The organism is Sphingobacteriales bacterium, from assembly GCA_016700115.1.
In the GTDB taxonomy this organism is placed as follows: Bacteria; Bacteroidota; Bacteroidia; order Chitinophagales; family UBA2359; genus UBA2359.
This window is the reverse complement of record CP064999.1, coordinates 2,776,093-2,789,085: the sequence shown is the minus strand read 5'-3', so window position 1 is coordinate 2,789,085 and position 12,993 is coordinate 2,776,093. Positions and strand designations below refer to the sequence as shown.

Genomic DNA, 12,993 nt, shown 5'->3' with positions numbered 1-12,993 from the left:
ATCTTAGGTTTGATGGTTATATTTACCCGAAATTTCAAAAACAAACAATGAGTAATTTGCTGTTAGAGGTTAAGAATTTAAAGACCTACTTTCATGTAGAAGGAGGAACTGTAAAAGCAGTTGATGATGTGAGTTTTACTGTAAACAGAGGTGAAATTTTGGGTATAGTTGGCGAATCCGGTTCCGGAAAATCTGTTGCTTGTCTTTCAGCTATGCGATTGATTGCCACACCTCCCGGCGAATTTGCAGGTGGTGAAATTATATATCATAAAGAAGACGGCAGCACCGTGGATTTACTGAAAGTGCCATTACACGAAATGCGGCAGTACCGTGGAAATGATATTGCCATGATTTTTCAGGAACCGATGACTTCTCTCAATCCTGTGTTTACCTGCGGTGCACAGGTTGTTGAAGCAATTCAACTTCATCAAAAGCTACCTTTAAATGAAGCCAAAGCTTTAACGATTGATTTATTTGCGAGTGTAAAACTTCCAAATCCACAAAGAATTTACGATGCCTATCCGCATCAACTTTCGGGCGGGCAAAAGCAACGAGTTATGATTGCCATGGCTATGTCTTGCAAGCCTAGCCTTCTGATAGCCGATGAGCCAACTACCGCCCTGGATGTTACTGTTCAAAAAACTATACTTGAACTTATCAACGACTTGCAGACTGAAAAGGCTATGTCAACCCTGTTTATCACCCACGACCTCGGCGTAATTGCAGAAATAGCCGACCGTGTCATTGTGATGTATCAGGGTAAAATTGTGGAACAAGGCTCAGTTCTTGAAATATTTGACAACCCTCAGCATCCCTATACTAAAGGTTTACTTGCTTGCCGGCCTCCTTTGGGCAAGCGTCTGCGAAAATTACCCATTGTCAGTGATTTTATGACTACCGATAGTGAGGGAATCATGCAGGTAAAAGATATTTCAGTCAAAGATATGCTTAGTCAGGTAGAAGTAAAGCCCGAAGAAACTAAACAGCGCCTGAATACCCTGATGGAAACTCCCCCTTTATTGGAGGTCAATCAGCTTAAAACCTATTTCCCATCCAAAAAGAGTTTTTTTGGACGAACCCTAAGTTGGGTTCATGCAGTTGACGATGTCAGTTTTGTGGTACACGAAGGGGAAACACTTGGCTTAGTAGGCGAATCAGGTTGTGGTAAAACAACAATTGGAAGAACCATATTGAGATTGACTCCGGCTACTGAAGGTTCCGTTATTTACAGAGGGAAGTCTATTTTCGACCTAAGCAAGGGCGATATGAAAGATATGCGACGGCACATGCAGATTATTTTTCAGGATCCATATTCTTCGCTAAATCCTCGTATGACTATCGGAGCAAGTATCATAGAACCTCTGCAGATACACGGCATTTTGAACAACGACAAACAACGAATGGAAAAAGCCGCCGAATTACTTCAGACTGTGAGTATGTTTCCTGACCATCTGATGCGATATCCTCACGAGTTTTCGGGAGGGCAGAGACAACGAATCTGCATTGCCCGTGCCTTAGCTTTAGAGCCTGAGTTTATAATTTGCGACGAATCGGTATCTGCCCTTGATGTTTCAGTTCAGGCTCAGGTACTAAATCTGTTGATTGAACTGCGCGAAAAATACAAGTTTACCTATATTTTTATTTCTCACGACCTCAGTGTAGTAAAATTTATGAGCGATAGAATGGTGGTCATGAACAGAGGTAAAATCGAAGAAATCGGGCCTTCTGATGAAATTTACAACAATCCGACTCACGATTATACCAAAAAACTGATTGACGCTATTCCAACAGGAACTCTTGAGCGTATTAAAAGCAGAATGAATAATCGTATTGAAAAAACAATACTATAACCTATTATTTATCGTTAATAAGAAGTTAATGCAAAAACCTGGACTTCAAAAAAAATTTTTTGAAGGCATGACAATTTTTTTTAAACATTTTTGGAGTTAAGCTATTCAAATAACTACCACAATACCTACAAATTTAAGAAAACTACATACACACCTAAACTCTCATAACTCTATGTTTATTACCATCATACTACTTCAGGTTGCTGATACAACCGCCAAAGCTACCTCTTCAAGCGTTTCTCTTTCTTTTTTCGAATTATTTAAATTGGGAGGATTGCTTTTTATGATACCTCTTACTTTATTATCTATTTTAGGGGTATATATTTTTATTGAGCGGTATATAGCAATTACAACAGCTTCCAAAATTGACAGGAATTTTATGGACCAAATTCAGGGGCATATGATAAGAGGAGATATTCAATTGGCCACCAATCTTTGTCAGCAACAAAATACACCTATAGCCCGAATGGTCGAAAAAGGTATTAAACGATTAGGGAAACCCTTGCGCAGCATAGAAGTGGCTATTGAAAACGAAGGGAAACTTGAACTAATGAAACTAGAAAAGAACCTTGCTATATTAGCAACAATTGCCGGTGTTGCTCCAATGATTGGATTTTTAGGCACTGTTACAGGTATGATTACTGCTTTTTTCCAGATTTCCAATGCAGGTAGCAACGTAGATCCGAGTATGTTAGCCGGTGGAATTTACCAAGCCCTGATTACTACTGCAGCAGGTTTAATGATTGGTATCCCGGCATATATCGCTTATAATTTTTTAGTCAATATGGTCGAAAAAGTGGTTTTTAAAATGGAAGCTACATCAGTTGGTTTTGTTGACTTTCTTCAAGAACCGGCTAAATAAACCCATATTTGTTTAATTTGTCTGATTTGCAGTAAAATCAAACTAATAGGAGGTTGACTTTTTTTTTATTCATAAGTCTATTCCATCAAACACCCACATTCGTTATTTCGGCATCTATTTCTTAAATCAGTATTTGTTCAGTTTTAACATCGCCTTTCCGGTTTATCACAAACTAATTGCCATGGCTATCAAACCGTCTAACAAAGTCAATGCTACTTTCAGTACAGCGTCTATGACCGACATTGTATTTTTGTTGATTATATTTTTTCTGCTGACTTCCACTTTTGTCAATCCCAACGCGCTGAACCTCGTTTTACCCAGCTCGCAAAGTAAAACAACTGTAAACCAACCGGTATCTATTTCAATTTCGGCAGATTTGAAATATTATGTCGGCAAACAAGCCGTTGAGTTTGTCAATATACGACCCATAGTTACCGAACAGCTAAAAAATCAACCTGATGCAACAATTGTTTTAAATGCCGAAAAAAGTGTTCCTATCGAAAAAGTTGTCGAAATTATGGATATTGCCAATGATCTAAAAGTAAAAATGGTTTTGGCAACAGCCCCTCTTAAAGAATAAGCCATAAAACTTCTAAGCCATGAACTCATACCTACAGGAAAACGAACCAAAAATATCTACAGAAGGCGCAATTGGTACTGCCGTTGTCCATTTGTTGTTACTACTTTTACTTTTTTTCTTTGGGATGAATGCCGTCATCCCCCCTTTGGAAGAACAAGGAATACTGATAAATTTTGGCAACTCTGAACAAGGTTCAGGTGAAATTCAACCCGTTTCTGACGAAGCTGCCAGTAATTTCTCAGAAGCCACTTCAGTAGAATCAAGTGCTGCGGAACAGCCTAAAACCCAACTGCCTGACCCGGTTATTGATAATCAGGCACAAACTTCGAATGATGATGCTGCTCCGGCGCTCCCCGTAGAAGACAAAAACAAACATAAAGAAACTGAAGAGGTGAAAGATAACAAAAACAAACCCACCCCAAAAGACGATAATAAACCTAAAACCGATAAAGCACAGGAAAACACGCCACAAAATACCAACCCCAAACCCAATGTTGACCCCAAAGCGTTGTTCCCTGGCAACAACAGCAATAACACAACAAGTCAAGGCAACCAAAACAACAGCAACGAAGATATAGGAAAAATAATGGGTAAAGTGGACATTACTCCAAATACTGGAACTGAAAGCCCCGGTATGGGCGACAGCGGAGTAGGATATGAACTCAGCGGCAGACGGTTGTTGGGAATTCCACCAATTCAGGATAACTCGCAGGAAACCGGCAAAGTCGTAATTAGAATAAAAGTTGACCGAACCGGACAAGTTATTGATGCTCAGTTTCAATCTTCCGGTTCTACGACTACAAGTTCCACTTTAAAAAATAAGGCTTTGGCTGCTGCAAAAAAAGCCAAATTTAACGAAGCCTTGGCAGGACTTGAAATTCAAACCGGAACTATCTCCTTTACCTTTAAAGTCAAGTAATATTCTTTCATGAAACACCTTAGATTATAACCGTTAAAGGTTGTGGTTAAATAAGTTTTTTTGATCTTAAAAAATTTAGGTTTGCCACAAGCAACAGGAAAGTTGAATCGGGGTATTAATTCAATCATTCAAAAAAGTTAATGCACTTCCTTGCCATGAAAAAACTCATATTCTTATTTTTACTTACCTTACTATATACAGGCATGCAAGCACAAAATGAAAACCCCGATTTTGATCAGCAATTGGCCGATTCTCTTGGTGCTGATGAATTAGGTATGAGAAACTATTATTTGGTAATCCTGAAAACAGGAAGCAGTACCCTTGAAGACAAAGACCGGCTGAATACAATTTTCAGGGGGCATTTCGATTTTATCAAACAAATGATTACTGAGGGCAAACTGATTATTGCCGGGCCATTAGGCAAAAACGACAAATCATACCGGGGCATTTATATTTTTACTTTATCAACCAAAGATGAAGTCGAAATCCTTTTACAATCCGATTTGTCAGTTAAAGAAAAAATTTTCGACTATGAAATTTACCCTTGGTACGGATCTGCAGCATTGCCAACATACCTTGATACTCACAAGAAAATAGAAAAAAAGAAACTTTAGGCTTAATGTTAAAAACATAAAAGTTCCTTCTTTATATGAATCCTTACATTGCAAAATCTCTTTTTGTTTTCCATTTTTATTAGCGCAAAGATGGTAAGATATATTTGCATTAATTCACACAACTTTTATAGACCTTTTTAATCTTACCCATACCAAATTTCATCTGCGGCAAACAATTCCGGTTGAAGATTATGGTCAATTTGACGTTGTTGAGCAGGTTTCAGCATTTCTATTGCCAATTGCTTGATTTTAGTTTGATAGGCGGGCAATGTCCATTTTCCAAATATTGTATGCGCTCCTTCATATTCCTGAACCTTGTATTCCTGTGTCGTGGTGATATATCCATGATAGCCGTTGGAATAAGAAGCTATGATGGCATGTTTCACCCCTCTATGTTTTAAAATCCGTAAAGCTGAATCTGCTATGCGTTTACCTGCCATAGTGGTAACTTCTGCTGCAATACCCAAAATTGCCAATTCGCCGATGATGATGATTTGTAAAGGAACAATCCTCGGCATCCACGGTGTTCGCCCAAAATATCCTTCACGGTCAATTTGTTTCATTCGTTTGATAGTTTCATCAACTGCTCCCGGAATGATTAGTTTCTGGATATAATACGTCCCGAGAATTTTACCGATGCTCGATTCGATGGTAATTTGTTTGGAACCATGTGATCGGTATTTAAGCTGAATATCTTCCATATCTTTTTTGCTCCTGAACAAACGCAAAACGCTTGTTTCATAAGCCTTTATCATTTTGGGAAGGATGGGTCCGCCCAAACCAAGAAAAAAATTGCTGAATTCATCCAAAGCAGGACGATCATTAGCACCTAAAAGCATGTGAATCCCGACAGCAGAAGGTGCTGTTCTAACTCCTTTTCGTCCAAGAATAAACTCACTGTCCACTTCAATATTTGACATATTGATATACATCAGTTCGTAGTCTATTCCACCTGATAAGGCTTTTTGGTTTATGGCTTGCTCAAACAGGTCTTTGGCTTTTTCAAATTGCAAATACCCGTTTTGACGCGCAGATTCATATTCCTGATGAATCGGAATAGCAGGTTTGTATTGATGATTGGGAGAAACATCACCGGCAGTATCCTGAGCAAAAGCCGTAACAATACTATTATTTGCAGTTTTACGGCGGAGGTGTTTTTCTAAATATTCAGCAGCATAGCCTTTGTTATCATAACAAATCCGATGGTGTGTGTTACCAACACTTGTTGTATGTACTCCAAACCAATTGATTGCACCCAAGGGGGTTCCTCCTTCAGCTTCAAACCGAAGGAGTTTCATGTTGCGGTCAATTGCCAGATGATGATCTTTTTTAAGAAAGGGTTTAGAAACTTCGGGGTTTGCATTAAAAGCTCTGATTGAGCGATTGAATGCCACCGGAATATCTGGTTCAAAAACCCCGGAATTGAAAAACAACTCCGAAGGTTTCAAATTTTGGGCAGCAGATACAATGGCATTTACGGTGCCTGTAACAATATTATTAAAAACTTTCGGTTGAAAGCCGGGGATGGCTACGTTATACAAAACATAATGAGAATAACCGCCGGGAGCACTATGCGTATGTTGAGCACTCAATAAAACATTTGCGTCCTCAAATCCGAGTTCTGGATATTGAGTTTGCAAAACCCTGATTACTTCTGCTTTGACAGCAATTGTATAAAAACATATCTCAGTATTGACTAACGCAACTTTTTTTCCACTTTGTTTGTCCTGTATCACAAAAGCACGGACTGAGATAGGGGTTTCAACATCTTTGACAATATGTGTCGGAACAGCATATCCCATCATCCCTTTTCCGTAAACAAAAGCAGTAATATCTTCTTTAGCAACTCCTACTTCGAACATTATTAAATTGAGGTGTGATTTGAAAAACCCTGCCGATGTTGTTTTGACAACAACGGCAGGGAATATTTTTTAAATAATTGATCAGCGATTGTGAGTTATTGTATATCTGCTGATAGTTTATTTTTTTGAGTCGAGTTGGTTGGAATTTTTTAAAACGGATTGTTTCAGAACAAAATACAATTTAAAACGAATAGCTAAATCTGATATTGTAGCTTCTTGGCGGGTCAATCAACCCCGGACGAAGTGCGTATTCCAAATTTGTCATATTTTTACAGATAAAGGCTACACTTGCGGATTCCGTTACTCTGTAATTTAATCTTCCGTCAATAACCAAAGTGCCACCGTTGTGTTCTTCTCTGAATTCCTGAATACCCGGCAACAGGCGATTAAAGGCTTCGTCAATGGCTTCCATAAAACTATAGTATTGAAGATTCCCACCAATAGTCAGTTTTTGGATAAAAGTACCTTCAATATCAGCTTTGACCGTATGGCGGAATCTGTATTTCAGGATGTTTTCATCAGAAGAGGACAATACATTCTGTAGGGTATCAAAATCCTGAAATGTCGGAGTTATCCATGTATAACCAATTAAAGCATTGACAGGAAGTCCAAACACTTTTCCGGTTCCCGCCACAGTACAATCAAGTCCGAATATACGGGTATCGCCAATGTTGATAGATTGGAATCCGGTTCCGGCGTTACCGGTTAGGGTAACTGGGGGATTTACCAAATCTGCATATTCATTCCAAATATTAAACGTGCCTAACAAGGGGCGTAAGGCTTCATTTACCCCAAAAGTAAACTCCATCATGTTGTTATATTCGTTAATAAAGCCTGACACGTCAATAAATCCTTTCCAGTCAGAAATCTTAATTCCCTGTTTAATTCCTATCTCTCCGCTCCATCCGGTTTCGGAATCCAGGTTTTCGTTCGGGAAAATGCCGAAAGGAACCTGAATGGGTAACCCTTCAACTGAAATATTTCCAAGATTGGTAGAAACATATTTTTCGGCTATAGTTGGGAAACGGTAAGCTTGTCCAAAAGAAGCCCTGATAAAAGTAAATTGAGCTGCCTGATAGTTGGCTCCGGCTCTGAAAACGGGCTTGGCTTCTTTATCTCCTTCAATTTCATTATACTCATAGCGGGCACCGAAAGAAAGGTTAAGTTTCTCAAAAAACTTTTTGTCGAATTGTGCATAGGCGGCTAAATTAGAAGAAGAAAACTTGGCACCTCCTCCGTAAAGTTCAGCATCTGCTTTTGCATAATTACCGACTAACCCTCCTGTAATAGTAAACGCAATGTCTTCAAATCTTTTTTGTGCCTGGGCTTCACCATAGTAAAAATCTGATTTAGTGCTTTGATTAGTGTCGTTTTGGTTGTTGTTTCTATAATATCGCCCTAATACTTTTATTTTAAAGCCGGAGGCAGTAAAGTATTCGACAAATGGATCAAGGGTTGCTTTAAACCCGTTGTTGTTTATAGGAGGAAGTGCTTTGTATAATAAATACGCTCCCTCAGCAGCCGAGCCGCCATCATCTTTATCCCAAATCAAAAAACTGGCACTGGTGTTTTTCTGAATATTAGTATTTACCCCAACAGACAATCCGGGGCGGTTTTTAAAGCGATAGCGGGTATTGACATTAATCCTGCCCATTCTGCCATAATCCGGTCTTCGCCATCCTGTTTCATTAAAAAAATACCCCCCGGTTACTAAGTCAAACTGGTCAAATTTTCTTTTATAGGCAAAAGAACCTCCAGTTTCAATAGGGTATGCACCACCCCACCATCCTTTATTAACAGTATCTACAGGAGCACCGTCTTCATCGTAACGGATGACTTCGTTATCGCGCGGATTTTGATACATTCCGGTAAAAAAGGTTATTTTTCCTTCCGGTTTCGATTTTGGATAGGCTGTACGCATATTGATAATCCCGTTCATAGCAGAAGACCCATAAAGAGCAGATGAAGCACCTTTGATAATTTCAACCTGTTCCAGGTTTTCGATGGGGAGAAAATCCCAGTTTGGAAAACCTGCATCGGCCGTCAACACCGGAATATCGTCCATCAACAGCATAACACGGCTTCCTGCTCCATAAGAGTATCCGCTGCCACCCCTGATATTGGCCTGTCCGTCAACAACATCTACTCCCGGAATGCGCTGAATGGTTTGGTCAATGGCCGTACTGTTGGTATTTTCTACCATTGAAGGTTTGATAACTTCCAATGAAACAGTTTGTTCTCCAAGTTTCTGCTCAAATTTACCTGCGGTTACTACTAATTGATCTAAGAGTTCTGTTTTTTGAGTAATGGCAATATTAAGCGTAATCATATCTCCGGCTAATACTTTTTGGGTTATTTTCCTTTCAGTATAACCAACATAACTGTAAGTAATAGTATAGCTGCCGGCGGGAAGACTAAGAGAGTAGTTGCCGTCATAGTCTGTTTGAGCGCCCCTTGTTTCATTTTCAACCATTGTGGATACATTGACAAATCCTAATGGTTCGCTCGTTTCGTTATCGGTTACTACTCCTTTGATGGTTGCATTTTGAGCAAAACCAGTTAAAGGAAGCAGTGCGATGAAAAAAAAGATAAAAATTTGTTGAAATCTTTTCATAAAGCACCTGTTATAGTTAAATTATTGAGTAAATGAATTGGCTGTTCTGCAATGTATGGGCAAAGTTAATTTAGCTTGTCAGAAAGTTTGTAAGACTTTGCAAATTATACAGAAATCTTTGTGTTAAAAAACACCTTATTTATTTTTTGGCAGCAAATACATTTATATTTTGTCAAATATTGGTTTGTCTGCCTTATTTTGGAATACAACGTAATATTCCTGTTTTTCCTGTCGTCAGGTAACAAAAACCTCTTTTAAATAGTGAACTCATTGGAAAGCAAAATATAGATAATACTGAAAACCTGAAGCCATAAAAAACCAATAATAAAATCTTCTTCTTACTTGCCAAATTCATTAAAACAAATACTATGAAAAACTTATCCTTATTTTTCCTCGTAAAAATTTTTGGTTTCTTCTTAATCAGTATTTCGGTTCAAGCGCAAATTTCAACGCCAAACAATAATGAATACCAAGTAACAACTACACCAAGTATCACTGTGGGATTATGTCCAAAGCCTGATTTGCGTGTAACAGCATTTACAGCAAGGCATGTTACAAAAGGGGAGATTTTTGGAGAAGGGTCTCATCAAATCCGATACTATTATATCAATTACAGGGCAACAATTAAAAATGCCGGAAGTGTTGCAAGTGAAAAATGTAATCTTGATCAACAATTTAGCCCGCATAACCAAAATAATTTTACTTCCGGAGGTAATTGTTTGTCATTTGCACCTTTGGCTGGGAATAGTAGCAGGGATGTTGATGGAGTTATCACAGTTATAGTTCCGGTTTCTCATACAGCCGTAAAATTGCGATTACATATTGATGCTGCCTGTGGAGAACAACTGCCGCTTTATTTAAAGGTAAATGAATGTATAGAGAATAACAATTTCTCTGCCATTGTTACGCAGTCGCTTTTGTAGAGGACCTAAAACTTTTTCAATTTTTTTTTGAAATTATTCATTTTGGTAACAAACCACTTTATCTAAAAGTAAAATCATCGAAAACTGACCACAATATTTTTAATCATTCATAAATCTAAATTTTTCAAATCTCTTTAACCTTTAAAAAACAATTAAAAAAACCATGAAATCAATTTTCACTAAAACCCAAAAAAACATGAAAGACCTAACGTTTCTTTTTTCAACAGTATGCTTTTGTTTACTGATGTTTTGTACAAACTCTCAGGCTCAAAGTATCAATGTTAATCCGAACATTTACCAAACTCCGATTGGACAAAATTTTCCTTATGGAAATTACTTTTGCGTGAAAGCTGACTTACACATAACCGCATTTGCAGTTCAATCAATTACCCCCGGTTCAGTGGTCGGTACAGGTGCTACAGCAACCAAATATTATACGGTAAATTTCCGTGCAACAGTTAAAAACAGTGGACAAAGCGCCAGTGTTACCTGTAACCTGATGCCTGAGTTCAGTCGCTTTAATGAGAATAATTTTTATTATGCAGGATGTCAAACCTTCGCCCCCCTAAATGCCGGTGCATCCCGGGTTGTTGATGGAAGTATGACCATTCGCATACCGGTTTCCCATACTCAAGCCAAACTTCGTTTGTTTATAGATTCGCCTTGTGCTGAAGAATTCTTACCCGCTTATGTAAAAGTAAACGAGTGTAACGAGAACAATAACTACTCCACCATCATCACAACTACTCTTTCCGGACTTTAAGGATAGATTACAATCAAGACATATTCAAGCGGCAATTGTGAGATTGCCGCTTTTTTTATTTATATTTAGCTCCATTTCATCACAAACTTAACAAACCTTAACCATATTTAACCATCGCTTAACACCTTGCAATTATTTTATTGTCCTAAATTTGCCATCGTTACAATATTGTACTACAACCCCCTCATTTTTCACTTTTAAAAATCCAACATTATGAGACGTTTACCATTCTATTTTACTTTGACGGTTTTTATGGCAATCTTATCAGGAATTGCACTTTTTGTACAGGCTCAGGACTCCCAATCGGGAATGAAAAAGTACGAAGTTGTGATTGATAATTCGGAAGCAGGTAAGAGCAACAAAGGTTTTATGGGTGTGATGTTAAACATCAACAAAGATAAAAACATAGAAAACGGTGTTGAAACCGTAAATTCAACTATCACGATTACCGAAGTAATTAAAGACAGTGGTGCTGAAAAAGCAGGTTTAAAAGCCGGCGATGTAATTATGTCTGTCAATGGTACAGATGTGTCGAAAGACAGCGATTTGCTTGGCAAAGCTTTGGAAAACACAAAAGCCGGCGATCAAATAACAATGACTTATTTGCGTGAAGGTCAGACTGCTTCTACGACCCTGGTTTTGGGAGAACGGCCTCCCATGGAAGAAAAGAAAATGATTTGGATTGACAAATCGGAAGCCTCCAACAGCAACAAAGGATTCATGGGCGTGATGTTAGACATAAATAAAGAAGAAACGGTTGAAGACGGTAAAACTGAAAGCAGTTCTACTATTACTATCACCGAAGTAATTAAAGACAGTGGTGCTGAAAAAGCGGGACTAAAGTCCGGTGATGTCATTTTGTCTATCAATGGATCAGATGTATCCGGAGACGGCGATTTGCTATTCAAAGCTTTAGAAAACACCAAAGCCGGTGATGTGGTACGGGTAACCTACCTTCGCGATGGTCAAAAAGCCAATGCTTCTCTAACCTTGGGCAAACAACCTGAAAATCAAATGATGCAGCGAAAACAGGAATATAAAAGCAGCGGCGGTTGTGCAAATATGGAAAAATCTGCCGGATGTTGCGCAGGTGGTGCTAAAGACAGCAAAAAAACTTTTCTTGGTGTAGTAGGTGAAACTTTAACTGCTGAACTAATTGCAGAAAACAACTTTAAAAAGAATTTACAAGGTATTCTAATCAGCGAAGTGGTAAAAGGCAGTGCCGCTGAACAAGCCGGACTACAAACAGGCGATGTGTTGACTCATATTAATAAAGAAGACATGGAAACAATGGAAGAACTTGTTAGAACCATTGGCGCTATGTTGCCGGGTGATAAAGTTACCGTGAAATTTCAACGCAACGGGAAAAACAAAAAAGCAGAAGCGACCTTGTTAGAAAAAGGTAAAATGGAAGGAGGATGTTGTTCAAAAGGTTCAACTCCCCACTGCGAGAGTAAAGAAAGAAAAGGCACCTGGATGGGAAAAGATAATATGGAGAAAGTGATTATCATCAAAGACGGGCAACAGGGCGATGTCGTATTTATGAATGAAAACGGCGAGGAAACCCGGATTAAAATGGTCAAAGTAATCATTACTGAACCTAACGATGATGAAATGCAGATTTTGAGTTCGGCTATGGACAAAATTGCCAATAACTCAGATGCAAAAACCATCACAAATCAACCTGAAGCATTGGGTATCAACAATTTGTCTTTGTTTCCAAACCCAAATCAAGGTCAATTTACCTTGAGTTTTGATGCAGCTTCCAATCAACCGACTTCTGTAAGAATTAGCGACTTGTCGGGAAGGGAGATTTATAGAGAAGATATTACCAATATTGAAGGTAACTATACTAAAGAACTCGATATTTCAAGCAATTCAGAAGGCATTTATTTTCTTCAGATTGTACAGGGTGATAAAATTTTAGTGAAAAAACTGCTCTTACAACAATAGGTTGTTTCAAACATAGTAGTTTTTGTCTTTGTTCCTGGTTGTTTAACTACATC

General features: G+C 38.4%; 10 protein-coding genes. 8 read left to right on the top strand and 2 right to left on the bottom strand.

What is annotated here, in order from left to right:
- The first annotated feature begins 47 nt into the window (after positions 1-47).
- From IPM47_10065 to IPM47_10045, 5 genes are all read left to right on the top strand, one after another.
- A complete protein-coding gene (locus IPM47_10065; GenBank protein QQS31231.1) occupies positions 48-1,850 on the top strand; it encodes an ABC transporter ATP-binding protein in 1,803 nt (600 codons plus the stop codon).
- A 172-nt stretch (positions 1,851-2,022) separates the two neighbouring features.
- A complete protein-coding gene (locus tag IPM47_10060; GenBank protein QQS31230.1) occupies positions 2,023-2,712 on the top strand; it encodes a MotA/TolQ/ExbB proton channel family protein in 690 nt (229 codons plus the stop codon).
- Positions 2,713-2,893: 181 nt separating this feature from the next.
- Positions 2,894-3,292: a biopolymer transporter ExbD gene (locus IPM47_10055; protein QQS31229.1), complete on the top strand. Its 399-nt coding sequence runs from the start codon at positions 2,894-2,896 to the stop codon at positions 3,290-3,292.
- Between the two features lie 19 nt (positions 3,293-3,311).
- Complete coding sequence (locus IPM47_10050; GenBank protein QQS31228.1) at positions 3,312-4,211, top strand: TonB family protein; 900 nt, start codon at positions 3,312-3,314, stop codon at positions 4,209-4,211.
- Between the two features lie 155 nt (positions 4,212-4,366).
- A complete protein-coding gene (locus IPM47_10045) occupies positions 4,367-4,825 on the top strand; it encodes a hypothetical protein (GenBank protein ID QQS31227.1) in 459 nt (152 codons plus the stop codon).
- A gap of 143 nt (positions 4,826-4,968) precedes the next feature.
- Here IPM47_10045 and IPM47_10040 read toward each other — a convergent pair whose 3' ends face one another.
- Both IPM47_10040 and IPM47_10035 read right to left on the bottom strand, forming a co-directional pair.
- The gene (locus tag IPM47_10040) at positions 4,969-6,687 is read right to left on the bottom strand and encodes a neutral/alkaline non-lysosomal ceramidase N-terminal domain-containing protein (protein QQS31226.1); all 1,719 of its coding nucleotides are present in this window, start codon (positions 6,685-6,687) and stop codon (positions 4,969-4,971) included.
- 181 nt (positions 6,688-6,868) lie between these two features.
- A complete protein-coding gene (locus IPM47_10035; GenBank protein QQS31225.1) occupies positions 6,869-9,301 on the bottom strand; it encodes a TonB-dependent receptor in 2,433 nt (810 codons plus the stop codon).
- A gap of 368 nt (positions 9,302-9,669) precedes the next feature.
- Between IPM47_10035 and IPM47_10030 the strand changes: the two genes are divergently transcribed.
- From IPM47_10030 to IPM47_10020, 3 genes are all read left to right on the top strand, one after another.
- A complete protein-coding gene (locus IPM47_10030) occupies positions 9,670-10,224 on the top strand; it encodes a hypothetical protein (GenBank protein QQS31224.1) in 555 nt (184 codons plus the stop codon).
- A 196-nt stretch (positions 10,225-10,420) separates the two neighbouring features.
- Positions 10,421-10,987, top strand: a complete 567-nt coding sequence (locus IPM47_10025) for a hypothetical protein (protein QQS31223.1) — start codon at positions 10,421-10,423, stop codon at positions 10,985-10,987.
- Positions 10,988-11,200: 213 nt separating this feature from the next.
- Complete coding sequence (locus IPM47_10020; GenBank protein QQS31222.1) at positions 11,201-12,940, top strand: PDZ domain-containing protein; 1,740 nt, start codon at positions 11,201-11,203, stop codon at positions 12,938-12,940.
- The last annotated feature ends 53 nt before the right edge of the window (positions 12,941-12,993 follow it).